23 protein-coding genes and 1 tRNA gene are annotated in these 25,942 nt (G+C 62.7%); 18 read left to right on the top strand and 6 right to left on the bottom strand.

Going from position 1 to position 25,942, the window contains the following annotated elements; all coding sequences use genetic code 11:
* Positions 1 to 8 precede the first annotated feature (8 nt).
* The 6 genes from gph (at position 9) to BN69_RS06025 (ending at position 4,296) form a co-directional block, all read left to right on the top strand.
* Positions 9 to 713, top strand: a complete 705-nt coding sequence (gene gph / locus BN69_RS06045) for a phosphoglycolate phosphatase (protein WP_014890678.1) — start codon at positions 9 to 11, stop codon at positions 711 to 713.
* 63 nt (positions 714 to 776) lie between these two features.
* Positions 777 to 1,328, top strand: coding sequence for an HD domain-containing protein (locus tag BN69_RS06040; protein WP_014890677.1), 552 nt, complete (start codon positions 777 to 779; stop codon positions 1,326 to 1,328).
* A 147-nt stretch (positions 1,329 to 1,475) separates the two neighbouring features.
* Positions 1,476 to 1,550, top strand: a tRNA-Val gene (locus tag BN69_RS06035).
* Positions 1,551 to 2,039: 489 nt separating this feature from the next.
* On the top strand, positions 2,040 to 2,252 hold the full coding sequence (locus BN69_RS20030) for a hypothetical protein (RefSeq protein ID WP_244435046.1): 213 nt from the start codon (positions 2,040 to 2,042) through the stop codon (positions 2,250 to 2,252).
* A 545-nt stretch (positions 2,253 to 2,797) separates the two neighbouring features.
* Positions 2,798 to 3,610, top strand: a complete 813-nt coding sequence (locus BN69_RS19060; protein WP_148277044.1) for a hypothetical protein — start codon at positions 2,798 to 2,800, stop codon at positions 3,608 to 3,610.
* A 203-nt stretch (positions 3,611 to 3,813) separates the two neighbouring features.
* Complete coding sequence (locus tag BN69_RS06025) at positions 3,814 to 4,296, top strand: DUF1643 domain-containing protein (protein ID WP_014890675.1); 483 nt, start codon at positions 3,814 to 3,816, stop codon at positions 4,294 to 4,296.
* A 37-nt stretch (positions 4,297 to 4,333) separates the two neighbouring features.
* Here the strand turns inward: BN69_RS06025 and BN69_RS06020 are convergent, their stop codons facing one another.
* Genes BN69_RS06020 through BN69_RS06010 form a run of 3 tightly spaced genes read right to left on the bottom strand, consistent with a single transcriptional unit; the run spans position 4,334 to position 7,793 of the window.
* Complete coding sequence (locus tag BN69_RS06020; protein WP_014890674.1) at positions 4,334 to 4,657, bottom strand: hypothetical protein; 324 nt, start codon at positions 4,655 to 4,657, stop codon at positions 4,334 to 4,336.
* Positions 4,654 to 7,137, bottom strand: coding sequence for a cytochrome c oxidase subunit I (gene ctaD / locus BN69_RS06015; RefSeq protein WP_014890673.1), 2,484 nt, complete (start codon positions 7,135 to 7,137; stop codon positions 4,654 to 4,656). Before ctaD ends, BN69_RS06020 begins: the two co-directional genes overlap by 4 nt.
* Positions 7,134 to 7,793, bottom strand: a complete 660-nt coding sequence (locus tag BN69_RS06010; RefSeq protein ID WP_041926824.1) for a cytochrome c oxidase subunit II — start codon at positions 7,791 to 7,793, stop codon at positions 7,134 to 7,136. Before BN69_RS06010 ends, ctaD begins: the two co-directional genes overlap by 4 nt.
* 27 nt (positions 7,794 to 7,820) lie before the next feature.
* Between BN69_RS06010 and BN69_RS06005 the strand changes: the two genes are divergently transcribed.
* The gene (locus BN69_RS06005) at positions 7,821 to 8,333 is read left to right on the top strand and encodes a DUF2231 domain-containing protein (RefSeq protein WP_041926823.1); all 513 of its coding nucleotides are present in this window, start codon (positions 7,821 to 7,823) and stop codon (positions 8,331 to 8,333) included.
* Here BN69_RS06005 and BN69_RS06000 read toward each other — a convergent pair.
* The gene (locus BN69_RS06000; RefSeq protein ID WP_244435045.1) at positions 8,303 to 8,812 is read right to left on the bottom strand and encodes a CopD family protein; all 510 of its coding nucleotides are present in this window, start codon (positions 8,810 to 8,812) and stop codon (positions 8,303 to 8,305) included. The genes BN69_RS06005 and BN69_RS06000 overlap by 31 nt on opposite strands.
* Positions 8,813 to 9,065: 253 nt before the next feature.
* Positions 9,066 to 10,649 carry an MFS transporter gene (locus BN69_RS05995; protein ID WP_014890670.1) on the bottom strand — a complete coding sequence of 528 codons (1,584 nt, stop codon included), beginning with the start codon at positions 10,647 to 10,649 and terminating at the stop codon, positions 9,066 to 9,068.
* A gap of 203 nt (positions 10,650 to 10,852) precedes the next feature.
* On the opposite strand from BN69_RS05995, the gene BN69_RS05990 reads away from it, so the two are divergent.
* Complete coding sequence (locus BN69_RS05990) at positions 10,853 to 12,064, top strand: cation:proton antiporter (protein ID WP_014890668.1); 1,212 nt, start codon at positions 10,853 to 10,855, stop codon at positions 12,062 to 12,064.
* 124 nt (positions 12,065 to 12,188) lie between these two features.
* Positions 12,189 to 12,431: a hypothetical protein gene (locus tag BN69_RS05985; protein ID WP_014890667.1), complete on the top strand. Its 243-nt coding sequence runs from the start codon at positions 12,189 to 12,191 to the stop codon at positions 12,429 to 12,431.
* A gap of 50 nt (positions 12,432 to 12,481) precedes the next feature.
* On the opposite strand, the gene BN69_RS05980 is transcribed toward BN69_RS05985, so the two are convergent.
* Complete coding sequence (locus BN69_RS05980; protein ID WP_014890666.1) at positions 12,482 to 14,050, bottom strand: phytoene desaturase family protein; 1,569 nt, start codon at positions 14,048 to 14,050, stop codon at positions 12,482 to 12,484.
* 120 nt (positions 14,051 to 14,170) lie between these two features.
* Between BN69_RS05980 and msrB the strand changes: the two genes are divergently transcribed.
* The 9 genes from msrB (at position 14,171) to BN69_RS05930 (ending at position 25,923) form a co-directional block, all read left to right on the top strand.
* A complete protein-coding gene (gene msrB, locus BN69_RS05975; protein ID WP_014890665.1) occupies positions 14,171 to 14,572 on the top strand; it encodes a peptide-methionine (R)-S-oxide reductase MsrB in 402 nt (133 codons plus the stop codon).
* A gap of 684 nt (positions 14,573 to 15,256) precedes the next feature.
* Positions 15,257 to 16,990 carry a formate--tetrahydrofolate ligase gene (locus tag BN69_RS05965; RefSeq protein ID WP_014890663.1) on the top strand — a complete coding sequence of 578 codons (1,734 nt, stop codon included), beginning with the start codon at positions 15,257 to 15,259 and terminating at the stop codon, positions 16,988 to 16,990.
* Between the two features lie 63 nt (positions 16,991 to 17,053).
* Positions 17,054 to 18,247 carry an aminotransferase class V-fold PLP-dependent enzyme gene (locus BN69_RS05960; protein ID WP_014890662.1) on the top strand — a complete coding sequence of 398 codons (1,194 nt, stop codon included), beginning with the start codon at positions 17,054 to 17,056 and terminating at the stop codon, positions 18,245 to 18,247.
* Between the two features lie 95 nt (positions 18,248 to 18,342).
* A complete protein-coding gene (locus BN69_RS05955; protein ID WP_014890661.1) occupies positions 18,343 to 19,284 on the top strand; it encodes a D-2-hydroxyacid dehydrogenase in 942 nt (313 codons plus the stop codon).
* Positions 19,285 to 19,450: 166 nt separating this feature from the next.
* Entirely contained in the window at positions 19,451 to 20,311 is an 861-nt protein-coding gene (locus tag BN69_RS05950; RefSeq protein ID WP_014890660.1) for an NADP-dependent methylenetetrahydromethanopterin/methylenetetrahydrofolate dehydrogenase, read from the top strand.
* A 12-nt stretch (positions 20,312 to 20,323) separates the two neighbouring features.
* Entirely contained in the window at positions 20,324 to 20,956 is a 633-nt protein-coding gene (gene fchA / locus BN69_RS05945; RefSeq protein ID WP_014890659.1) for a methenyltetrahydrofolate cyclohydrolase, read from the top strand.
* Between the two features lie 34 nt (positions 20,957 to 20,990).
* Positions 20,991 to 22,163 carry a malate--CoA ligase subunit beta gene (locus BN69_RS05940; protein WP_014890658.1) on the top strand — a complete coding sequence of 391 codons (1,173 nt, stop codon included), beginning with the start codon at positions 20,991 to 20,993 and terminating at the stop codon, positions 22,161 to 22,163.
* 17 nt (positions 22,164 to 22,180) lie between these two features.
* Positions 22,181 to 23,068: a succinate--CoA ligase subunit alpha gene (gene sucD, locus BN69_RS05935; RefSeq protein WP_014890657.1), complete on the top strand. Its 888-nt coding sequence runs from the start codon at positions 22,181 to 22,183 to the stop codon at positions 23,066 to 23,068.
* A gap of 101 nt (positions 23,069 to 23,169) precedes the next feature.
* Positions 23,170 to 25,923, top strand: a complete 2,754-nt coding sequence (locus tag BN69_RS05930; protein ID WP_014890656.1) for a phosphoenolpyruvate carboxylase — start codon at positions 23,170 to 23,172, stop codon at positions 25,921 to 25,923.
* Positions 25,924 to 25,942 lie beyond the last annotated feature (19 nt).

Below are 25,942 nucleotides of genomic sequence, written 5' to 3'. Positions count from 1 at the left end.
CCCTGCGTATGACAGCCCGCTTCCCTGTTCTCGTTTTCGACCTTGACGGCACATTGGCCGACACCGCCTATGATCTCATCGGCACGCTCAATGTTCTGCTCATGCGCGAGGGACTGACGCCGCTCGCGCTCGAGACCGGGCGGCCGTTCGTCGGCGCCGGCGCGCGGGCGCTGATCGAGCGCGGCTTCGCCCATCATGGCGCGGCGCTCGATCCGGAGCGCACGGAGGCGCTGGTGCGCGACTTTCTTGTCTACTACGAGGCGCATATCGCCGACGAGAGCATGCTGTTTCCCGGCGCGCTCGCCGCGCTCGACCGGTTCAAGGCCGCGGGCTTTCGCCTCGCCGTCTGCACCAACAAGCCTGAAGAACTGGCGCGGCTGCTGTTGCAAAAACTCTCGGCGGCGGACCGCTTCGCGGCGATCTGCGGCCGCGGCAGCTTTCCCATGCACAAGCCCGATCCGCGCACGCTGTGGCTGACGGTCGAGGCGGCGGACGGCGACCCAAGGCGCGCGGTGATGGTCGGAGATTCCAAGACCGACATCGACACCGCCCGCGCCGCCGGAACGCCGTCGGTGGCGGTGGATTTCGGCTATACCGACACGCCGGTCGCGGCGTTTTCGCCCGATCGCGTGATTTCGCATTTCGACGAGCTGTGGGACGCGGTCGCCTCGCTGGACGAGGCGCTGTTCCACCGCGCGATTGAGGCGTCTTGATCTTTTGAGCCCCGCTTCGCCGTCGAGGCCGGCGCCGCGCAAGTTCCGGGAAAGGCTCGCAATATGGAGAAAATGCACTTCACGCGGATGGACCAGGGCACCGACGAAGATTTTCAGATCCTCAAACAGGTTCACGAGCATACGCTCAAGGAACTGCCGGACCGGCTCTTTGGACTGTTGCGGGATCTGAGCAAGGACACGGCCTATAACATCACGCGCTGCGATCATTGTCTGCAATCGGCGACGCGCGCGCTGCGCGACGGCAAGGACGAGGAATATGTGGTCGTCGCGCTGCTGCATGACGCGTGCGAAACGCTTGGACCTTTCAATCATGGCGAGGTGATCGCCGCGATCCTGAGGCCCTTCATCAGCCGCGACAATTACTGGATGCTGGCGCAGCACGGCCTGTTCCAGACCTATTTCTACGCCGCGCACCTTGGCCTCGATCCGAACGCCCGCGACAAATTCCGCTCGGACCCGGCCTATGAGCAGACGATCGAGTTCTGCGCCAAATATGACGAAGTGTCCTTCGATCCCGCCTACAAGAATGAGCCGCTCGCGACCTTCGAGCCGATGGTGCGCCGCGTTCTTTCGAAGGAGTGGACCCCGCCGTGAGCGGCCGGGGGCGCGGGACGCGGCGGCTCGGCCCAGGCTTGAGCCTCGGCGGCGGCCAGGGCGATCTGCGACGCCAAAGGCGATCTCCGATCTTGACGGAAGGCGCCGGGCTCTCCTACACGAGGAGGATCGATCGCCGATGGCGACGGGCGGCTAGCTCAGCGGGAGAGCACTCCCTTCACACGGGAGGGGTCACAGGTTCAATCCCTGTGCCGCCCACCATTGAAATCAAAAGGTTTTCTGCTTTCAAGCACATCGCACAGCGGGCAGTTTCTGCCTTTTAGTCCGGCATTTCCGGACTCTTTTGACCACTTCTGTCATGCTCTGTCATGTTCTTTCCTGATCGTGTGTATGGAAGACCAGCGCTTTGCGGATGCACCGTCGTTTTTGCTGGCGCAAGAGCCGACCCAGTTTTGTAGGCGGGTCGACCTGAGGCGCCGCTTTGTAGCTTTCGGGCACATCGGAGATATTGAAGAGACGAACACATGGCGAAGTCACGCTTCCTGCATTTTTCATGGCAGAGCTTGTGGAGCAATAATGACCTTTGGAGATCGGTTGAGGCGAATCCTACTTGAGCGAAATATGTCACAGTCTGACCTAGCCCGACTCGTTTGGAATGAGACGAAGACGGACGCTCGAGGCTACGAAGTGGTTGTCGGAAAGGATCGGATCAGCGCCTATGTTAATAACAGGGCCAAACCCGAGCCGCGCATGCTCAAGCTGATTGCTGACGCTCTGAAGATGCCGCCGGAGGAGCTGGCGCCGGAGATCGCGGCGAAAAACAGCACGGCGGCTGCCTGGACGATGGAAGAGGCGACTGGGCAGCCCGGCATGGTGCTTTTTCAGTTCAAAAAGATCATTCCTCACGACGCCGCAATTAAAATCCTTGCTGCGCTATCCGAGGCGGAAAAGCAGGGAAAATGAGAACCGGAACGTAGTGAGGGCCGACTTTGCCTCGGCCACAAATCGTAACGGACCTGTGCCACTTTAACATCCAGTCCGGATTTGCCGGACTACGATCGTTTAGTCCGGCAAATCCGGACCATTTTGTCGGCCTACGACAGGCTACGACAATAATCAAGGCCCTGGATTTTCTGTAGTCAGTTGTAGATCAAAAACATACGAAAGCTGCCCGAGCCCCTTCACACGGGAGGGGTCACAGGTTCAATCCCTGTGCCGCCCACCATTAACACGTAACAGACGCCAAGAAGCGGCCAGCGCTACTCCCAACATCGTTCGCTACTGCTCTCTCGCGTGATGCGAGCCTGATCAGCAAAAAACGATGGCGGAGAGGAGATATCAAGCAGTCGACGCTCTTCTTGCTCGCACCCGCGAGAGTCGACTACTATCATCTAATTATGGGATGAGACGCTGATCGCCGCAGAGGTCATATCGACTCGCCCTCTCGCACCTGCGAGCCATACTCAGTCCAGAAAGAATTGCTTGGTTTGTTTACGAGTGAGGTTGCAATGAAAGATTTTTTTCTGAAATTGATAGCCGCGATAACTGCCCTTGCGGGAGCCGTCTCCGCCGTTGCGAGCACAAATTGGTTAGAGATTAAATCCGAAGTTAACAAATATGTGCCGGGCGTATTTTATACAAATGAGATTCGCATTGTTGAAGACTTTATATATGTGCATATAAATTTTTATAAGGACAGGAAAGCAGAAAGCGCAATTGATATCCATCGCGGAAGCGAGGTTTTTGACAGTGCGACTTATGTTGAACAAGTGTCTATACACAAGACCAAGGCTCCGTATCACATTAAGCTGCAATCCAGCGGCATTGAGCCAGAGATACTGTCTATTAATCCTTCTGTTTCAAACATAACAAGAAAGACTGACGAGAAAAGCAGGATTGAAATAGATGCGGATGTAAGCGTAGATAATAGCGACGAGGCTGCGTTCTCAAACCGGACGCCTAATCCAAAGATGATCTATGTGTACAGAAATGGGTTTCAAGATGGTAACTCATACTGTGGAAAGAACGTCATATACGCGTCAGACAGAATTACGCTGGTTATAGATTTCTCTGCAATTGACTGGAGTAAGCTTATCTATGGTACTCCAAAATTATGTATTAAAAGGAAAAACTCAGAATCAACTACAGATGTAGATGTTGACTCATGGAAAAACGGTGTCGCTGTTGCAGATGTGTTTGGCTTGTTGCCTGGAGATAAGTTCAGAGTTTATTGGAGTTGGGCTAATTCAAGCGGTAGCCTAGTATCTGCTTCAACGGCAGAGAACACCCAAGCAGTCTCTTGTGAAGCCGTTATAAGATAGAGCCCCGCTTGCAAGGTCATGGTGATTCGTGGTTGTGCGAGGTTGCTCATCTCACGAGCTGTCGGATAGCAGCGCCTTGCTAATTCGATTGGTCTTCTACGGCCCTCAGATAGTGTGACGGGCAGTTGAATAGTGGTGCGATCGTCAGCATGATTTTTTCTTAGACTAAGCTTGTGGCTAGCCTTTCCGCCCTCACGCGCCAAATGGAAAGAGCGGCCGTCATCTCCGCGTGCGGCGCCTATCGTTACAGCCTCACGCGCAGATGGAGCGATGCGCCGCTGCTGCCCTTCGTCATGCTCAATCCGTCGACGGCCGACGCTAAAGAGGACGATCCGACGATTCGCCGCTGCATCGGCTTCGCGCGGCGCGAAGGCGCGGGCGGACTTATCGTCGCCAATCTTTATGCGCTGCGCGCGCCCGCGCCCGAGGCGCTCTGGTCGGCGCGCGATCCGATCGGGCCGAAGAATCGGCGCACGCTCATTGGCCTCGCGGCGCAAGCGGTCGCTCAGTCGCTCCCCATCATCTGCGCGTGGGGCGCGCTGGCCCGACAAGATCAAATCGACGGCGCGCTCCTGATGTTTCAGGCGTCGGGCGCGCGTCTCGCCTGCCTCGGCAGGACGCAGCGCGGCGCGCCGCGCCATCCGCTCTATGTGCGCGCCGACCAGCCGCTGGAGCATTTTTCGTAAAAGGCCGCGCCGCGCCTGCGCGCTCGGCCTGACGCCCTCATGCGCAATGTGGAAGCGCCAAGGCCGGAAACAGAGTCCATGCGCCCGCGATGAGCGCCGCGATCGCGAGAATTGTGCTGACGTGCGCGACAAAGGGAGAGGCGGAGCGAAAGCGCTGCGAACGCAGCGCGACGAGAACGGCGACGAGTATAAAAAGCGCGACAAGAAAGGCGGTCGTCATCGCGGCTTGGAACAGCGTCGCGCCATTGACCGGGATGCGTTGCCAGCCTGCCGCGCAACCGACGCCTTCCAGCCCATAAAGGGCGCTGAACAAGGCAAGCCACACGAGCAGGGCGATGACGAGTCGAACGACGTCCTTCATGTCAGATAGCTCGAAAATTGCGTCGCGACGAGGCTGGTTGCGGCGACAAAGGCCGCATAGTCGGTCCAGAGGCGCACAATGTTGACGTTGGATGTTCGCGGGCGCGACGCGCCGCCGCGCAAGCTTCGGCATGCGAGCGAGGATGTCATGATCGTCGCGATCGCAGCATGAATGAGCGCATAGGCGATCATCACGAAAATCGTCGCGCCATAGGCGTAATCCGTCAGTTGGCCCGCGCGCGTCAGCGTCATCGCAAGCGCCGCGATCGTCAGGGCGGCGCCGGCGAGCGCGACGAGAAGTCCGCGCCATAGAGACGCGCCGCGCGAAGCGGCGCGCGCCGCGGCGCGGAGGCCAAAAGCCGTCGCCGCCGCGCCGATGAGACCGAGGGCCAGTTCGATAGCGGATAGCGACAGAAATTGGGGCGGCGGCCAATTCGGTCCGACGGTCCAAAGAAAGGCGTATCCGAAGAAGAGCGAGCCGTAGAGAACGGCGTCCGCGCCAAGCAGGAAGACCGATCCCCACCAGCCGGGAGAACGATCCGTGTCGACGGCCTGGGGCAAAAGCGTCGCGCGACCGACATTCTGAAGTCCAGGACAATTCGCCGCCTGTTGCGACCATCCCCAGCGCAGCGCGATTCCCATAACCAGCAACAGCGCGATCGGAACGATCCAATAGGCTCGGATCAGCGCGCCGAGAAAGGACGCTCCGGTGGCCGCCGCAAGCGCGATAGGCAGCGTCGAATTGCCGGGGAAAATGACCAGCGCTTCAGGGCTTCCGCTCGCCGCGTCGACGGTCAACGTCTCGCGCAACTCTCCGCGCGGCGCGCCGAGAAAATATTCGCCGCGGGCGATTTTATTGGCGAGTTCCGGGTCCCTCGCCAAAGGCTCACGATTGGCCACCATCGGTATGCTGGCGAAATTATAGGCGGCGGGCGGCGTCGGCATCGCCCATTCCAGCGTCCCGGCGCCCCAGGGATTGCGAGATCCTCGGATCGCGAGAAGCGCATGCAGCGCAATGTCGAACACCACCATCGCGACGCCGATCGCCATGATGAATGCGCTGATCGAGGAGATGAGATTGATTTCGGTCCAGCCCGCGTCTTCGGGATACCAGGCGATTCTGCGTCGCTGGCCGAGGAGGCCGACCCAATGCATGGCGAAAAAGGCGCCGTTGAATCCAAGAAAGATGAGCCAGAAGGCCATCTCGCCGATTCGAAAGAAACGCTTGCGGCCGGTGAGCTGAGGGAGCCAATAGTACAGACCGGCAAGCATCGGAAAGACGAATCCGCCAACGAGCACATAATGCAGATGCGCGGTGACGAAGGCCGTGTCATGCGCCTGCCAGTCGAACGGCACGATCGCCACCATGACTCCGGTCAGGCCGCCCATCACGAAGGTGAAGAAAAAGCCAATGATGTAGAGCATCGGCAGCGTGAGGCGCGGCGCGCCCTTCCAGAGCGTGCCAAGCCAGGCGAAGATCTGAATCCCGGTGGGAACCGCGACAAGCGTCGAGGCGGCCGAGAAAAACGCCAGCCCCATATGCGGAACGCCCGTCGCGAACATGTGGTGCACCCAAAGTCCGAAGCTCAGGAATGCGAGCGCGACGGCCGCCGCCACGATCCAGCGATAACCAAGCAGCGTCGTGCGCGCCATCACCGGAAGGACGGTGGAGACGACGCCGGCGGCGGGCAGGAAGATGATGTAGACTTCCGGGTGGCCGAAGAGCCAGAAGAGGTGCTGCCAGAGCAAGGGGCTGCCGCCGAGCGCGGATTCGAAAAAGGGAAAGCCGAAGGCGCGCTCCAGTTCCAGCAGAATGGAGCCGAGGATCAACGGCGGAAAGCCCATCAGGATCATCAGGGCGGTGACGAGCGCGTACCACGCGAAGATCGGCATGAGGTCCAGCGACATGCCCGGCGCCCGGAACTTCAGGATCGAGACGCAAATCTCCACCGCCGCCGCGATGGCTGACACTTCGACGAAGGTGACTCCGATGAGCCAAAAGTCGGCGTTGACGCCGGGCGAATGCGCGCTCGAAGACAGCGGCGGATACATGAACCAGCCGCTGTCTGGCGCAAGGCCGGCCAGCAAGGCGAAGACCAGCATCAACCCGCCGAACACGTAACACCAGAAGCCATAGGCCGAGAGGCGCGGAAAGGCGAGGTCGCGCGTGCCCAGCAGTTTCGGCAGCAGATAGACGGCCGCGCCTTCGAACAGCGGAATCGCGAAGAGGAACATCATGACTGTTCCATGCATCGTGAAGATCTGATCGTAGAGCGCGGGCGCGACGAACGCCGAACGCGGCGCGGCGAGTTGCGTTCGGATCAACATGGCGAGGACGCCGCCGATCAGAAAGAAGAGCGTCGCGACAAGAAGAAACATTCTGCCGATATCGCTGTGATTGACGGTCGAAATGACGCCTCTCCAGCCGGGCCGCGAAGACCAGATCCGACTGAGGGCGCGATGGCGCGCGAGCGCGTTCATTCTGTCGCGCGCCCGAGAAAGGCCGCCCAGCCCGCCGGATCATGCGCGATCACCGTGAAGGCGTCGCCGCTGTATCCGGGGCCGCTGAATTCGGCGTCGACGCCTTGATATTCTCCCGGCTCCGCGGCTTCGATCCTCAGCACGTTCACCTGCCCCGGAATGGCGTCAAGCTTGCCGGCGAGCCGAGGTGCCCAGAAACTGTGGACGACGTCGAGCGAGGTGATCTCGACGTCGACGGGTCGGCCGGCGGGGATGTGCAGAACGCCCTGCGTGCGCAGTCCGGCGGCGTCAGCGTAGCCGAAGCTCCAGGACCACTGACGCGCCTGTGCGCGCACCGTGACGACGTTTTCGCCGCTTTTGGGAAGAAGCGTCTCCCCCAGAACCAGCCCGTAGATCAGCAGCGCGGCCAGGGTGGCGAGCGGGAAGGCGAGGCCGAGGCCATACAGCCAGAAGCGCTCCTGCCGACGCTCGCTCTGGTCGCGCGCGGGCGTTCGCCGAAAGGCGATCAGCAGCAGCAGCATCACCAGCGCGAATATCGCCGCTGACCCCGCCAACATCGTCCACCACAGCGTCGCAATGTTTTTGGCGGCGGGCCCCGCCGGATCGACGGCCGACAGGCGTCCGGCGCAACCGGCGAGCGCCAAGGGCGTTAACACAAGGAGACGACGCGCGGAGGAACGCCGGTGGCGAACAAACGGGATGGCGAGCCAGGAGGCTTCATCGATCCGATCAGACAGTTGCCCGAGTTTCACGAAACCGAATCCCGGGTGGCGGTGCTCGGCCATCCCATTCATGCGATGTCCGTCGCATTTCCGATCGCGCTGACCTTCACCTTGCTCGGCGCCGATCTCCTCTATTGGTGGACGGGCGACGCCTTCTGGGCGCGCGCCGGCGTCTGGTCGGCGGGAGGGGGATTCCTGCTCGGCCTCGTGGCGGGCGTGTCCGGAACCGCGGAATTGTTGCTGGTCGCCGGCATACGCGCCAGGACCGCGGCCTGGTCGCATTTCATCCTCGCCGTATTGTTGCTCGCGCTTCTCGGGGTGAACTGGGGCTATCGGCTCCACGACTATCAGGCGGTCGTGCTTCCCTATGGGCTGCTCTTGTCGATCCTTGGCGTAATCCTGGTGTCGGTTACGGGATGGCATGGCGGCAAGCTCGTCTTCGATTATCGGCTGGGCGCCAAAAAGGGGAGCTGACCGCCCTGCGGCTGCGAGAGCCAGTGCGGAAAGCGAAATTCGCTCAAATCAGGCTTGTCGAGCACGAGAAACAGGATGGCGAGGATCGGGATGAACGCCGCCGTCGCTTGCAGGGCGGGATGCGGCGGCTGATGAAGGCCGTGCGTTTCCTCCATCATCGTGACCGTGTGCCCGACCCAGCCATGGGTGAAGACCAGGGCGGCGACGAAGACAAGTTTCAGGAACATCCACGGCGTGAAGGCGTCGCGCAGGAACACCAGCGCCGTCCCTGAGGCCACCGCCAGAACCGCCGCAGGCGTCACGCCGAGCGTATAAGCGAAATGGGTGTAGCGGCGGATTCGCGCATAGTCCGACTGGCTGATCGCCGGGTCGTGGCGCGAGAGCATCAGCGGCAGCGCGATGAGCCCCGCGCACCACAGCGCAAGCGCTACAATGTGGAGCGCCAGAAAATAGGGAGCCAGCGGCGCGAGCGGACCCATCACCGACGGCCGTCCTGAGGTTTCGCGCAGCGGGCCGCAGGCGCCGCTCCGGAATCGCCGCCAGGAGCAACGATGCACACATCCATGGGCGCGGGGACGGGGATCAATGTCCGATGAACCACGGGCGCTTTCGAAGGAAAAATACAAAACTGAAACGATCGAAGCTGCGCCGTGTTCCCAGTCCAGAGCTAATCTTTACGCCAGGCGTGAATGAAACGCACCGCTGCGTTGAAGCTGATCTTTTCGCCTGATCTTACGGCTGCTCCATCAGCTCCTCGGCCGTAAGCCGGGTCAGCGTCTGTCGGCGCTTCTTGGATGCGTAGCTGGGGTAGGCGAGCCAGATGACTCCCGCCAGCAAGATGAACGTCATCGCGCCGAACAGAAAGGCGTCGTTGAGCGCCAGGATCCCGGCCTGCTGGCGGATGAGCTGCGCCGCCCGGCTGCGCGCCGCATTCGGCGACATGCCCATGGCCTGCATACGCTCCAGGAACGAGGCGAGCAGGTCGAGCGAGGCGAAGCGGCGTCCGCCGAAATGATCGGCGAGGTCGAGCTGATGGAAGGGCGTGCGGCGGAAAAAGAGAACGCCGAGCAGCGTGATGCCCATGGCGCCGAACACCGTGCGCAACATCGCGAGCTCCTCCGCGGCGCGGATCAGTCGCTCGCCGGCGAGTCCTGTCATGGCGAGCGTCGCGAGCGGCGCAAAGAACATCGCGAGCGAAAAGCCGAAGAAGAACATCGGCGTCGTGACATTATCGAAAGAGGCGCTCTTGTCGTAGTGGCCGAGCCATACGAAGGTCACCGCGAGGCCGATGAAATTGAGGAAGACGATGAGTCGCGCATCGACGTTTCTCGTGATCTCATGCACGACGGCGGCGGCGGCCATCGCCAGAAAAATCATGGCCAGATAGACCATGCCGGCGAGCGAAGACGTGTAGCCGAGCAGCACCTGCAGCTGCACGATGAACACCGACAGCAGCCCCTGAATGATCAGAAAGCCGACCAGCGAACAGAATGTCGCGATCGCGAAATTGCGATGCAGAAACAGCCGCAGGTCGAGGGCGGGCCGCCGCTCGCCGAACTCCCAGAAAATGAACATCGGCAAAGCGAGGAGAACGATCAGGAGCAGCCATGCGAGCACGGGCGAGGCGAACCAGTCGAAATCATTGCCCATGTTGAGAATCGTCTGCACGCCGAGCAGCACTGTCGCGAGCAGAATGAAGCCGATCGTGTCGAAGCGCGTCATGCGGCGCTGAACGTCGCGCCGGTAGAACAGCGCCCAAATGGCCGCCGCCGCTGGCAGCGCGACCATGACGTTGGAATAAAACAGCCAGCGCCAGTTGAAATACTCCGCCCAGAAGCCGCCCATGAACACGCCGATGGTGAAGGGCGCCATGCTCATGACGCCCCAAAAGCCGACGCCAAGCGTGCGCTGATCATCCCGATATTGCCCAAGAGTCACCGATTGCGCGAGCGGAAGGGCGACGCCGCCAATCAGGCCGAGCAGAAAGCGCATCGGCGCGAAAAACCAGATCGTCTCGCTCGCCGCGCACATCAGCGAAGCGGCTGCGTAGGCGACAAGGGCGCCGACCAGCACCCGATAGTCGCCAAGCCGGCCTGAAAGCCACCGCGACAACGGAAGGCCGAGCGCGATCCCAACCATATGGTCGGTCGTCGCCCATGTGCCGTAGCTCGGCGTCACGCCCTCAAGGCTCCCGGCTGCGTAGGGCGCGAGCACCGTATAGCCCGGCACGTTCGACAACATGACGACGTTCGCCGCGCCCGCCGCGACGTTGAGCAGCAGGAATCGCCAGCCCTTTATGCGCCCTGACTCATTCACGACCGTCCTGCTCCGGGCGGACGTGGGCTCCCATCGAACAGGCTTATGTCAATTCCGTAGGCGCAGCTCATCCGTTTGCTCATTTGTGCGTGCGAGTCTTCGCCCAAAACAGCGGACTTGTCACGAAGCGCGTCGTCTGAAACGCCGCAAGCTTGCCAATTGCTTGCGCCATGCGCCATACAAGCCGGCAAGGGAGCAGGCGCATGACGGGGATCTGGTTTCAGGCGGCGCTCATATTCGGCCTCGCGCTCATCGCCTCGATGATCGCCGCGAGATTCCGCATCTCGACGGCGCTGACCGAAATCATCATCGGCATGTGCGCGCGGACGCTTTTCGCCGCGACTGTGGGCGCCGAAATCTTTAGCGCCCAGGAGCCTTGGGTCAAAACGCTCGCCGGACTTGGCGCCATCGCGCTGACGTTTCTCGCCGGCGCCGAACTCGATCCCGACGTTCTTAAACTGAAGTGGAGGGAGGCCGCGTCGGTCGGCGTCGCGAGCTTCCTTGCGCCCGCCATCGGCTGCTGGGCGGTCGCCTATTATCTGCTGGGTTGGGAGAGTTCGCCGGCGCTGCTCGCCGGCATCGCGCTCGCCGCCACCTCCGTCGCCGTCGTCTATACGGTGATGATGGAATATGGCTTTAACCGCACCGATTTCGGCAAGACCATTCTTGCCGCCTGTTTCATCACCGATCTCGGCACGGTCGTGACGCTCGGCCTCGTATTCGCGCCCTTCACCTGGAAGACCGCCGTGTTCGTCGCGGCGGTGGGCGCGGCGTTCGTCGGATTGCCGCGGGCGACGCCCGTGATCTTTGCGAAGCTGGGCGGGCGCCCCTCCGAATTCGAGACGAAATTCCTGTTCTTCGCGCTGATGGCGCTCGGCGCGCTCGCGACCTGGGCAGGGAGCGAAGGCGTCTTGCCCGCTTATCTCATCGGCATGGCGCTCGCGGGCTCCGTCGGCCGCGACAATGCGCTCATCCGCAGGTTCCGGGCGGTGACCATCGGCCTGCTGACGCCCTTCTATTTCATCCGAGCCGGATATTTTGTCTCCATCCCGGCCGTTCTCGCCGCGCCGCTTGGCGTCGTCGCCTTTCTTGCCGTCGAGATGGCGACCAAGGTCGTCAGCGTCTATCCCGTGGCGCGCCGGTTCGGTTCGCCGCACAAGGACGCGATGTATACGACGCTGCTGATGGCCTCCGGCCTCACATTCGGCACGATTTCGGCGCTTTTCGGCCTGTCGAACAATATCATCGACGAAAACCAATATTCGACGCTCGTCGCCGCGATCATCGCGACGGCGATCGTGCCCACGATGATCGCGAACAGTCTTTATTTGCCGCGCCATCGGCTGCCGCGAGAGGCGGCGCCGCAGCGCGTTCGTTCCGCAGATCCGGCGAAGGAGTCCGTCCTGGAGGGATAAATGCGACTTGATTCCCAGCGGGCGCGATGCAATCAACGTCCCATTGTCGCTCGAGGACGCGCGCCTGCCGCGTGGCGCGCCTGCGATACGCCTCGAAGCGCGGACAACAGGAAGGACTATCTGAATGCGCATCATTTTGAGGCTATCGGCTGTGCTGGCTTTTTTTGCGCTCACGCCGGCTTTCGCTCAAGGAACGCCTGAACAGCGCGAGGCCTGCGAAGCCGACGCGAATCGCGTCTGCGAGGCGTATATTCCGGACGCCGTCGCCATCGAGCGATGCCTGAGAGCCAATGCGGGATCGATCAGCGCCGCCTGCAAAGCCGAACTCGGCCTCGTGTCGACGGGCGGCAAGAAGCGCAAGCGCTAACAACGCGCGGCGCAACGCGTCGCCGCGGCCTCAATCCGCGCCTCACTTCATCAGGTCGCGACGGCGAGCCGTCTTTCGGCGAGCCGCGCGGCCTCGGCGCCCGACAACATCGCGCCGTTGAAGCCATGCTCGCCGCCAAAAGCCGAGGCGAGATAGAGTCCGGCGATCGGCGTTTGCGGCGTTCGCGGAAATCCCATCAGAATCGGCGCTTCGGCGGGCAGCGCCGCAAAGCCGTACACGGCGCCCTCCGGCGTATTGAGATAGCTCGCCATCGAATAGGCGTTGAGCAGCATCCGCGTCGTGACCAGGCCGGAAAAGCCTGGATAGTCCTTCTCGAGAGAAGCCTGTATGGCGTCGAGCCAGCGTTCCCGGCGCGCAAGTCCCGCGTCGCGCGGCAGATCGCGCCAATTGTCGAGCCGATCGAGGCCGAGCACGCTGACGAGAATCGGCGGCTCGTCCCAAAGACCCGAGTCGACCGCGGTGAAATTGGCGATCGTATGGAGGGGCAACGTCCCCTTGGGATCCTCCGCCATCGCGCCGGCGCCATCGCCATATTGATCGAAGCGCCGCATGTCGGGCGGCATCACGATGGTCGTGAAATTCGTCAGCCCGACCGTGGAGGGCTTCGCGCTCAGGCCGAAATTGGCTGAAAACAGCGAGGTCGAAAGCCGGCGGGACCCGAAGGCCTCCTCCATTTTCGCGCGCGCGGGCGCGTCCATCATCGCCGCCGCCTCCGAAGGCGCGCAATTCGCCATGACGACGCGCGCTTCGATGCGTTCCTCGCCGTCGCCGGCGCGCCGCGCGACATGGCGTATGGCGACCACATTGCCGTCCGCATCGGTCTCGATGGCGCTGACCTGCCGGCCCATGCGCACGACGCCGCCGGTCTTGGTGATCGCCTTCGCGAGCTTGAGGCTCAACTGTCGCGAGCCGCCTTTGATATAGGCGCCGCCCGAGGCGATATAGCCGCCCTGCGCGAGCGCGTAGAAGATCCACCAGAGCCGGCGCGGGTCGTCGCCGTAATAGGCGAGATTGGCGCCCAGCGCGCATTTCAAGGCCTCGCAGCCGGCGAAATCCCGCTCCATGATCTCGTGCAAGGAATTCTGCCAGCCGGCCGCGGCCGGCGCGACTTCCCAAAGTCCGCGCGCCAATTTGGCGAAGGAGCTCTCCTCGCGGGCCTGCTTCAAGGTCCACAGCGCATCGTGAATCTGCTCGACCTCTCCGAGAAATCTTTGAATGGCGGCGCGTTTGTCGGGGAAGCGGGCGGCGAGCGCCTCATAGGCGGCCGCAAAGCCGAAAGGCAGTTCGAAGGCCTCGCCGACCGGCCCGCCGCGCACCTTATAAAGGGCGCCGGTGGGCAGCCATTCGAGTTCGTCGAGAATGCCCAGCCGACGCAGGATGTCGTGCTTCACGTCGCGGGGGTTGCGCGCGTCGGAGGTCTGATGCAGCGAGGCTTCGACGGTCAGCGGGCCGACCTTGTACACCGACGCCGCGCCGCCCAGGCTGAAATTGCGCTCTAACAGGCAGACGCTGTAGCCGGCATGCGCAAGCAGCGCGCCCGCCGTCAATCCGCCCAGTCCCGAGCCGATCACCACGGCGTCGAATGTCTTGTCGCTCATTCCGAATCGTCTTTGCCGCACCGAAAGATCGTCACTCTATCCCGCCACGCCCCTCTGGCGAAAGGCGGCGGGCGATACAAGATAGGACCCAGCCCAAGAATCTCAGACGAGGCGCTGGCGATGGCCGATGCGAGCTTCCCCGTAACCCACACCGACGCCGAATGGCGCGCGCGTCTCACGCCCGAGCAATATGAGGTCATGCGCGGGCATGGCACGGAGCGTCCCGGGAGTTGCGCGCTCAATCACGAAAAGCGCCGCGGCGCCTTCAATTGCGCCGGCTGCGGCCAGCCGTTGTTTCGCTCGGGCGAGAAGTTCGAAAGCGGCACCGGCTGGCCGAGTTTCTTCGATCCGCTTCCCGGCGCGCTCGGCTCGACCGTCGATCGCAGCTATGGCATGGTGCGCACGGAAGTGCATTGCAGCCGATGCGGCTCGCATTTGGGGCATGTCTTCAATGATGGCCCGCCGCCGACCGGCCTGCGCTATTGCATCAATGGCGTCGCACTCGATTTTCAGCCGGAGTAGGCGTCAAAGACTATCGAGCTTCGTGATCGGCCGATAGAGTCAAGGCTGCGACGCTGACTGCGACAAATTTTTTTCTCAGGACGCCGCAACCCATGCCGCGCCCGCCGGCTTGCGGTTTCTTCGGATAGGTAAGGGCGGGGCCGGACGTCTCCCGGCCGTAAGCGGCGCGCCCGTCCAGACCCGTCGCATCAGCTTTTCGGGCGTGTAGGAAACGTCACACTTCTTGTAGCGAATGCGCGTATTGATCGGTGGGCGCGTAACCTGCCTCAGACCATACTATCGGGCAGGTCAAGGATAGGCGGCCGGCCCGGCTTGTCGAATAAGCGATTCGCCTCGCGCGTGTGTCGCGCGAGCGGGAGCCGCGTCGCGGCGCCCATGACGTCGTCACGCCGCTGGCGGCTCTGCCGGCTTGACGATCAATTTTGATTCCCGTCATACGAGGTGTCCGCCAATGAATTTTCAGTAAGCGGATTCATGCGCGCGTCGGCTCGTTGCGGCGAACCGCGGGCCTTGATGCGCGAATTGGAGAAAACTACGGTCGCAAAAAAGGCTGCAGCCTGCATCGGCAGGATTTCAGCCCGGTCGGCCGGGAGCGGGATCGGCGGCGCCGACGCTCGGTTCTCGACGACCGAAAAAAACGAATTCTGGGCTTGTGCGACGCAGGCCTGATAGGGAGTGGACTGCATGTCAGAACGGTCAGCCGCCGCGCCGGGCGCGAGCGGAAAGGACAATCAGCATCTTGCGCCGAAGTCCGACATCGAGATTTCGCAGGCCGCCAAGATGCGGCCCATTATCGACGTCGCGCGCGACAAGCTCGGCATCCCGGCCGAACATGTGCAGCCCTACGGACACTACAAGGGGAAGATTTCCCTCGACTACATCTCCTCTCTCGCGGGGCAGACCGACGGCAAGCTGATCCTGGTCACGGCGATCACGCCCACCCCCGCCGGCGAAGGCAAGACGACGACGACCGTCGGCCTCACGGACGGTCTCAATCACATCGGCAAAAAGGCGCTGTGCTGTCTGCGCGAGCCCTCGCTCGGTCCCTGTTTCGGGGTCAAGGGCGGCGCCGCCGGCGGCGGCTATGCGCAGGTCGTGCCGATGGAGGACATCAATCTCCACTTCACCGGCGACTTCCACGCCATCGGCGCGGCGAACAATCTGCTCGCGGCGTTGATCGACAATCACATCTATTGGGGCGGCGAGCCCAAGATCGACTCGCGCCGGGTTTCCTGGCGGCGCGTCGTCGACATGAACGATCGCGCCTTGCGCTCGATCGTGTCGTCGCTCGGCGGCGTGTCGAACGGCTTCGCCCGCGAGGATGGATTCGACATCACCGTCGCTTCGGAGGTGATGGCGATCTTCTGTCTCGCCTCGGATTTTGCCGATCTGCAGCGGCGCTTGGGCGACATTATCGTCGGCCAGACCCGCGAAAAGAAGAGCGTGCGCGCCTCGGAAGTGAAGGCGGCGGGCTCCATGGCCGCGCTGCTCAAGGATGCGATCGCGCCCAACCTCGTTCAGACGCTCGAGAACAATCCGGCGATCATCCACGGCGGGCCTTTCGCCAATATCGCGCATGGCTGCAATTCGGTGATCGCGACGAAGGCCGGCCTGAAGCTCGCCGATTACGTGGTGACCGAGGCGGGCTTCGGCGCCGATCTTGGCGCCGAGAAGTTCTTTGACATCAAGTGCCGCAAGGCGGGCCTCAAGCCCGACATCACGGTGATCGTCGCGACGATCCGCGCGCTCAAGATGCATGGCGGCGTCGCCAAGGACGATCTGAAGGCCGAGAATGTCGCCGCGGTCGAGAAGGGCTTCGAGAATCTGAAGCGCCATATCGGCAATGTCCGCAAATTCGGCGTGCCGGTGCTCGTCTCGATCAACAAATTCTCATCTGACACCGCGGCCGAGATGGCGGCGCTCGACACGCTCTGCAAGGCGGAAGGCGTCGACTGCGTCGTCGCCGACAATTGGGGCTCCGGCGGCGCCGGCGCGGCCGATCTCGCTAGGGCGGTCGTCAACACCATCGAGACGCAGCCCTCGAACTTCAAGCCGCTCTATCCGGACGACATGCCGCTTGCCGAAAAAGTGCGCACGATCGCCAAGGAGCTCTACGGCGCCGCCGATATCTCCTATGATTCGAGCATCAAGGCGCGCTTCGCCGAACTGGAGAAGGAGGGCTTCGGCAACTTCCCGGTTTGCATCGCCAAGACGCAATACAGCTTCTCGACGGATCCGAACGCCAAAGGCGCGCCTTCGGCCTTCACGATCCCGATCCGCGAATTGCGTCTCTCCGCGGGCGCCGAGTTCATCGTGGTGGTGTGCGGCGACATCATGACGATGCCAGGACTGCCGAAGGTCCCTGCCGCCAACAACATCTACGTTGACGACTCCGGCCGCATCGCCGGCCTGTTCTAGCGCGTTCCCGGCGTCGTCGCCGCCGCGCCCTCTGAAACCCGCCGCTCGAAAGGAGCTTGAGAAATGTTGAATTCCAGAATTCCCGGCAAGAACTTCCTGTTTGTGCCGGGCCCGACCAATCTGCCCGACCGCATCGTGCGCGCCATGTCGGTCGCGTCCGAAGACCATCGCTCGCCGACCTTCCCTGATCTCGTCAAGCCGCTCTTCCCCGGCCTGAAGAAGGTCTTCGGCACCGAAAAGGGCCATGCCTTCATTTTCCCGGCGTCGGGCACCGGCGGCTGGGAAGCCGCGATCACCAACACGCTGTCGCCGGGCGACAAGGTTCTGGCGCAGCGCTTCGGCCAATTCTCCCATCTGTGGATCGATCTTTGTAAGCGTCAGGGCCTGGACGTCGTCGTGCAGGAGCGCGAATGGGGCACGGGCAATGATCCGGAGCTGATCGAAGAGACGCTGAAGGCCGACAAGAATCACGAGATCAAGGCCGTTCTCGCCACGCATAATGAGACGGCGACGGGCGTCACCTCCGACATCGCCGCGGTGCGCCGGGCGATGGACAACGCCAAGCATCCCGCCATGCTCTTCGTCGACGGCGTGTCTTCGGTCGCCTCGCTCGAGTTCAAGATGGACGAATGGGGCGTCGACGTGATCGTGTCGGGCTCGCAGAAGGGCTTCATGCTGCCGGCCGGCCTGCTGCTGATGGCGGCGAGCCAGAAGGCGATCGCAGCGGGCAAGAGCAACAAGGGGCGCCGCGCCTATTTCGAATTCCAGGACATGATCGCCCAGAACGCGAACGGCTATTTCCCCTACACGCCGTCCGTGCCGCTGCTCTATGGCCTCAAGGAGTCGCTCTCGATCCTGTTCGAGGAGGGCCTCGATCAGGTCTACAAGCGGCATCATCATCTCGCCGAGGGCGTTCGCGCGGCGGTTTCCGCATGGGGCCTCAAGTGCTGCGCCAAGGAGCCCAAGTGGAACTCCGACACCGTCACGGCGATCGTCGTGCCGGAGGGCTTTGACGCGGCCAAGGTCATCGAGATCGCCTACAAGCGCTATAATCTCGCGCTCGGCGCCGGTCTGTCCGAAGTCGCGGGCAAGGTGTTCCGCATCGGCCATCTCGGCGACCTCAACGAACTCATGCTGCTTGGCGCCATCGGCGGCGCGGAGATGGCCATGCTCGACGTCGGCATTCCCGTGACTCCCGGTTCGGGCGCGGCGGCGGCGCAGGCGGTCTATCGCGCCAATCCGTTGCTCAAGATGTAATCGGCGATCGGCGGTCGGCAGTCGGAGAATTTCGACTGCCGAAGCCCGATCGCCGACTGCCGACAAGAACGAATGACGTGAGGGGAAACTGGGACATGTCGCACAAAATCGTCTTTCTCGATCGCGAAACGCTCGACGCCAATGTGCGCAAGCCGAATTTTCCTCACGAATACACGGAATACGCCCAGACGCCGCCCGACCAGATCGTCGAACGCCTGAAGGGCGCCACGATCTGCATCACCAATAAGGTGCCGCTGCGCGAAGCGACCTTGAAACAGCTTCCCGACTTGAAGCTCATCGCCGTCGCCGCGACCGGCACCGACGTGATCGACAAGGCCTATACGAGCGCCAATGGGATTGTCGTTTCAAACATCCGCAACTACGCCTTCAACACGCTGCCCGAACATGTGTTCGCGCTGCTCTTCGCGCTGCGCCGCAATCTGATCAACTACTACAACTCGGTGCGGCAAGGCCGTTGGGGCTACGCCAATCAGTTCTGCTATTTCGACTATCCGATCTATGACATCGCCGGCTCGACGCTCGGCATTGTCGGCTATGGCGCGCTCGGCAAGGAGATCGAGAAGCGCGCCACGGCGCTCGGCATGAAGGTGCTGATCAACGACGTCATGGACGTGCCGAACAAGGTCGACATCCCGACGATTCTGCGCGAGGCGGACGTCGTGACGCTCAACCTGCCGCTCACGCCGGAGACGAAGAACATGATCAGCGCGAAGGAATTCGCGTCGATGAAGAAGACCGCCTGCATCATCAACACCGCGCGGGGCGGCATCATCGACGAGCAGGCGCTCGCCGACGCGTTGCGTAACGGAGTCATCGCCGGCGCCGGCATGGACGTTTTAACCGTCGAGCCGCCGAAGAACGGCAATATTCTGCTCGATCCGACGATTCCCAATCTCATCATCACGCCGCATGTCGCCTGGGCCTCGAAAGAGGCGATGCAGGTGCTCGCCGACCAGCTTGTCGACAATATCGACGCCTTTGTCGCCGGCAGCCCGCGCAACATCGTGACCGCGTGAGGCTGACGCCCCCTCCCGGCGCTTCGCGCCACCCTCCCCCGCAAGCGGGAGAGGGGACCAATGCCCGAGGTTGCGCGAATGCGCGTCAATGGCCGAGTCTGCTCCCTCTCCTGCGCGAAGCGCGGGGGAGGGTTGGGGAGGGGGCCGGTGAAAGGTTCGAGCTCCAATGACCAAGAAACTGCTTTTCCTTTTCGACACCGATCCGGTTCCGAGCGTGTTCGACACGGTCGTCGGCTATGACGGCGGCGCCGATCACATTATCGGCTATGGCGCCGTGACGCCCGAGAACGTCGGCGCGCTGGTCGACGGCTGCATCTACACGCGCGGCCCGAAAGAAAAACAATGCACCGCGATTTTCGTCGGCGGCGGCAGCATGACGGCCGGCGAAGCCGTGTTCAAAGCGGTGAAGAAGCGCTTCTTCTCGAATTTCCGCGTCTCGGCGATGCTCGATTCGAACGGCTCCAACACCACCGCCGCGGCCGGCGTGGCGCTGCTCGCCAAGGCGAGTTCGCTCAAGGGCAAGAAGGCCGTCGTGCTCGCCGGCACCGGCCCCGTCGGCATGCGCGCCGCCGCGATGCTGAATATCGAAGGCGCGGAAGTAACAATCACCTCGCGTCAGAAGTCGCGCGCCGAAGCGGCGGCCAACGCCATTCAGGAACGCTTTGGCTTCACGCCGGCGGCGATCGAAGCCGCGGATAATGCGGCGCGCGCCCAGGCCGTCAAAGGCGCTCAGATCGTCTTCGCGGCAGGCGCCATCGGCGTCCCGCTGCTCGACGAGCAAGATTGGCGGAACGATCCGACGATCGAACTCATCGCCGACTGCAATGCGCAGCCGCCGCTCGGAATCGGCGGCGTCGAGGCGACCGACAAGGCCAAGGAGCGTCACGGCAAGATCGTGATCGGCGCTCTAGGCCTTGGCGGGCTCAAGCTCAAACTGCATCGCGAATGCGTCGGCAAGCTGTTTGACGCCGCCGACCAGGTGTTCGACTGCGAAAATATTTATGCGCAAGCCAAAGAGCTCGCCTGAGCGAGGAAAGATATGAGCGCCAAGAACGATACAATTGGAAAATTCCTCGACGAACTCGCCAGCGACGCGCCGACTCCCGGCGGCGGCGGCGCGGCGGCGCTCTCGGGCGCAATGGGCGCGGCGCTGGTTTCTATGGTGTGCAACCTCACCATCGGCAAAAAGAATTATGAAGCCGTTTCCGCCGATCTGCAGGTCACTCTCGCCAAGGCTGAAAAGCTGCGCGCCGAGCTGACCGCGGGCGTCGATGAAGACGTCGTCGCCTTCAACACGCTGATGGGCGCCTATGGCTTGCCGCGCGGCACGGATGAGGAGAAGGCGAAGCGCTCCGAGGCGATCCAGTCGGCGCTGAAGGAAGCGACGCTGGCGCCGCTGAAGACGTGCAAAATCTGTTATGACGTCATCGGCCTGTCGAAAGAGGCCGCCGACAAGGGCAATCTCAACGTCATCAGCGACGCCGGAGTCGCGGTGCTCGCCGCCAACGCCGGCCTGCGCAGCTGCGCGCTCAACGTCTTCATCAACGCCAAGGCGATCAAGGATCGCGATTTCGCCGAGCAGCAGCTTGCCGAAGTCAATGCGCTGCTCGCCAAGGCCGCAGCCGAGACGGAAGCGGTCTATGAGACGGTCAAAGCCAAAATAGGCGGCTGAGAAAGCCGCGCCGCATTGCGAGGAGAGGACTGAAATGGACGTCCACGAATATCAGGCCAAGGAAATACTGGCGAGTCACGGCGTCGATGTTCCGCCCGGCACGGTCGCTTTCAGCCCGGATCAGGCGGTCTACGCCGCGACTGAACTCGGCGGCTCGCATTGGGTCGTCAAGGCGCAAATTCACGCCGGCGCGCGCGGCAAGGCGGGCGGCGTCAAACTCTGCCGCACCTATCATGAAGTGCAGCAGGCGGCGCGCGATCTGCTCGGCAAGCGGCTCGTCACGTCGCAGACCGGACCGGAAGGCAAGCCGGTGCAGCGCGTCTATGTCGAGGTCGCCGATCCTTTCGAGCGCGAGATTTATCTTGGCTATGTTCTCGACCGCAAATTGGAGCGCGTGCGCGTCATCGCGTCAAAACATGGCGGCATGGATATCGAAGAGATCGCCAAGAACACCCCTGACGAACTGCTCCAGGTCATCGTCGAACCCGCCGTCGGCCTGCAGCAGTTTCAGGCGCGCGAACTCGCCTTTCAGCTCGGACTCAGTATCAAGCAGGTCTCACGCGCGGTGAAGACGATCATGGGCGCCTATCGCGCCTTCCGCGACAATGACGCGACCATGCTCGAAATCAATCCGCTCGTCGTCACCAAGGACGACAAGGTTCTGGCGCTCGACGCGAAGATGTCCTTCGACGACAATGCGCTGTTCCGCCGTCACAACATCGTCGACATGAACGATCCCTCGCAGAGCGATCCGCGCGAGGCGCAGGCGTCCGAGCACAGCCTGAACTACATCGGCCTCGACGGCGAAATCGGCTGCATCGTCAATGGCGCCGGACTCGCCATGGCGACCATGGACATGATCAAGCACGCCGGCGGCAATCCGGCGAACTTCCTCGACGTCGGCGGCGGCGCTTCGCCCGAGCGCGTCGCGACCGCGTTCCGTCTCGTTCTGTCGGATCGACGCGTCAAAGTCGTGCTCGTCAACATCTTCGCCGGCATCAATCGCTGCGACTGGGTCGCGCAGGGCGTCGTCGACGCGGTGCGCGCCGAAAAGATCGAGGGCGTGCCGCTCGTCGTGCGCCTCGCCGGCACCAATGTCGAAGCGGGCAAGAAGATCATCGCCGAAAGCGGCATTCCGATCATCCAGGCCGACACGCTGGCCGAAGCCGCCGAGAAGGCTGTCGCCGCCTATCAGGGCGCCAAGTAAGCGCCGGAGAACGACACATGAGCATTCTCATTGACGAAAAGACGCCGATCCTGGTCCAGGGCATCACCGGCGACAAGGGCAGTTTCCACACCAAGGAGATGATCGACTACGGCAGCAATGTCGTCGCCGGCGTCACGCCCGGAAAGGGCGGCAAGACCCATCACGGCGTGCCGGTGTTCAACACGGTCCGCGAAGCGGTGCGCGAAACCGGCGCGCAGGCGTCGATCACCTTCGTCGCGCCGGCCTTTTGCGCCGACGCGATCATGGAGGCCGCCGACGCCGGCGTCCGCCTGATCTGCTCGATCACCGACGGCATTCCTGCGCAGGACATGATGCGCGTGAAGCGCTACTTCCTGCGCTTTCCCAAGGATCGCCGGCCGATGTTGGTCGGACCGAACTGCGCCGGCATCATTTCGCCGGGCAAGGCGATGCTCGGCATCATGCCCGGCCATATTTACAAGCAGGGGCCGGTGGGGCTGATCTCGCGCTCCGGCACGCTTGGCTATGAGGCGGCGTCGCAGCTGAAGGCGCTTGGCCTCGGCATATCGACCTCGGTCGGCATCGGCGGCGATCCGATCAACGGCTCGTCGTTCCTCGACCATCTGGTGCTGTTCGACAAGGACCCGGAGACCGAGGCCGTGCTGATCATCGGCGAAATCGGCGGTCCGCAGGAGGCCGAAGCCTCCGCCTGGATCAAGGAGAATTTCTCCAAGCCGGTGATCGGCTTCGTCGCCGGCCTCACCGCGCCCAAGGGCCGCCGCATGGGCCACGCCGGCGCCATCATTTCGGCGACGGGCGACAGCGCCGCGGAAAAAACCGAGATCATGAAGTCTTACGGGCTGACTGTCGCGCCGAGCCCGGCCGAATTCGGATCGACTGTCGCCAAGGTGTTGCAGAGCGCCTGAGGAATGCAGCATGGCGTCGGCGCCGTCGCGCGCCGCCGTCCGGGCTGTATTTTGCGAAGCCGTTCATCCCGCGCGGCGTCGTAAGCGCCTAAGGAGTTTTGATGACCGCCGAGACCCAGACATTGAAGAGCCTGTCTTCGACCGGCTTGCCGTCTGCTTACGCGACTCGTTCGGTCACCGAAGCTTCCAACTTTCTGCGCGAGCAACTGCTCACCGTCATTCGCCGGCACACGCCGGAGATCGAAGCCGTCGTGCGCGACTCAAAGGCGGGCGCGGGTCTGGAGCCGCGCCAGATGGCGCGCGCGCTTCAGGCGCAGGGCATCCTGTTTCAGCTCGTGTCCATCGCGGAGCAGGCGTACGCCATGCGCCGGCGCCGCCGGATCGAGCGCGAAAAGGGTCACGACAAGCTGCTCGGCACGTTCGATTACGTCTTGTCGAGCGCGGCGGCCTCGGGCGTCGCCCCGGACGAAATACGCGCGCAATTGCACACGCTGCGCATCCGGCCCGTGATCACCGCCCATCCGACCGAAGCGAAGCGCGTCTCGATCCTCGAAAAATATCGCCGCATCTATCTGCTGATGCGCGAACTCGAATCGACCCGCTGGACGGACCGCGAGCGCGAGGCGCTGGTGAAGTCGATCTATGATCAGATCGAACTTCTGTGGCTCACCGGCGAATTGCATCTTGAAAAGCCCACGGTCGATCAGGAAGTCGCCTGGGGCCAGCACTTCTTTCACGAGAGCATTTTCGATCTCGCGCCGGAGCTTCTGTCATCCTGCGAACGCGCGCTGCGACGCCATTATCCCAACGAGACGTTCGAAGTCGCGCCCTTCTTCCAGTTTGGGTCCTGGATCGGCGGCGACCGCGACGGCAATCCTTTCGTGACGAATGACGTCACCCGCCGCACCATGCGCGAAAACGCCGCGGCGAGCTTGAATTATTATCGAACGCGCTTCGTCGATCTCGCGCGCATGCTGTCGATCAGCCAGCGCGCCGCCGATATTCCGCAATCGTTCCGCGAGGAGTTGGCTGAGCGCCTCGCGACGCTGCCGGACGGCGCGGCGATCGAAGCGCGCAATCAAAACGAGCCTTACCGGCAGTTCGTGATGACGATTCTGCGCAAGCTCGACCAGACGCTGCGCGCCGTCAACGCCGAAGCGACGACAGGTCCGCGCTATGCGAGCGCCGACGAACTCATCGCCGACCTGCTGATGCTCGAAAAGGCGCTCACGGAAGCCAAGAGCGACGCGATCGCGACGGATCTCGTGCGCCCGCTGCGCCGCGCGGTGGAGACCTTCCGCTTCAGCACGGTGCGCCTCGACATCCGCCAGAACACGACGCGCACGACGCAGGCGCTCGAGGAGCTGTGGCGCCTGAAGACCGGCGGCGAGACGCCGCCGGACCTCGATGCTCCCGAATGGCGCCAATGGCTCCTCGCCGAGCTTGCAAAACCGCGTCAGACGCCTCTCCCGCGCGACAGGCTTTCCGCCGATACCCGCGACGTCATCGAGATGTTCGAGGTCGTCGCCGAGATGCGGACGCAGCTCGACCGTGAAGCCTTCGGCGGATTTATTTTGTCGATGACGCGTTCGGCGGTCGACGTCCTCGGCGTGTATCTGCTCGCCAAGGAGGCGGGGCTGTTTCTCGACGAACCCGGGGTCGAGATCCTCACGCTGCCCATCGTGCCGCTCTTCGAGACGATCGGCGATCTGCGCGCCGCGCCGGCGATCATGCGCGATCTTCTGCAGGTTCCGGTCGTGCGCCGCTCGACGCGCTGGCAGGGCAATCTGCAAGAGGTGATGATCGGCTATTCGGATTCGAACAAGGACGGCGGCTTTCTGTCGTCGAATTGGGAGCTGTTCAAGGCGCAGGCGCGCCTCACTCAGGTCGGCCGCGAGCAGGGCGTCGCCATCGCCTTCTTCCATGGGCGCGGCGGTTCGGTGTCGCGCGGCGGCGCGCCGACCGGCCATGCCATCGCGGCGCAGCCGGCGGGCTCTATCCGCGGCCGTTTTCGCGTCACCGAACAGGGCGAGGTCGTGTCGTTCAAATACGCCAATCGCGGCACGGCGGCCTATCAGATGGAGCTGTTGGCCTCATCCGTGTTTCAGCATGCGCTGAAGTCCGAACGTGAGGAAGCGCTGGCCCCGCACGCGGAATTCGACGAGGCGCTCGAGGAGATTTCCGGCGCCTCTTTCGCCGCATACGCGAAATTCATCGGCGATCCGGATCTTGTCGCCTACTTCCAGGCCGCCAGCCCGCTCGAGGAGATTTCGCTGCTCAACATCGGGTCGCGGCCGGCGCGGCGCTTCGGCGCGAAAAGCCTTGCGGATTTGCGCGCGATCCCTTGGGTTTTCGCCTGGGCGCAGAACCGCCATGCGATCACCGGCTGGTACGGCGTCGGATCCGGTCTGAAGAATTTCGTTGACGTGCGCGGCGACCGCGGTTTCGAGCTCTTGCGCCGCATGTTCGAAGATTCGCGCATGTTCAGGCTCATTATCGACGAAGTCGAGAAGACACTCGCGCTCGTCGATCTCTCGATCGCCAAACAATATGCGGGGCTTGTCGCTGACGAAGCCGTGCGAAATAAAATCTTCAAGGCCATCGAAGAAGAATTCGCACTGACGCGCGAGATGGCGCTGCGCGTCACCGGCGGCGTCGAACTGGCGGAGCGCTTCAAGGAATATCAGGCGCGGCTGTCGCATCGCCTGCAGACCATCAACGAGGTCAATCGCGAGCAGGTGGCGCTGCTTCGCCGGTTTCGCGAGGCAAAGGACGAGGCGGAGAAAGAGGCCGTCAAAGTGCCTCTGCTGCTCTCGATCAGCTGCGTCGCCGCCGGCCTAGGCGCCACAGGCTAATTCAACAGGAAGGGGAAAA

The organism is Methylocystis sp. SC2 (genome assembly GCF_000304315.1).
Taxonomy (GTDB): domain Bacteria; phylum Pseudomonadota; class Alphaproteobacteria; order Rhizobiales; family Beijerinckiaceae; genus Methylocystis.
The sequence above is the reverse complement of the archived record's forward strand: the minus strand, read 5'-3'. Positions and strand labels throughout refer to the sequence as shown.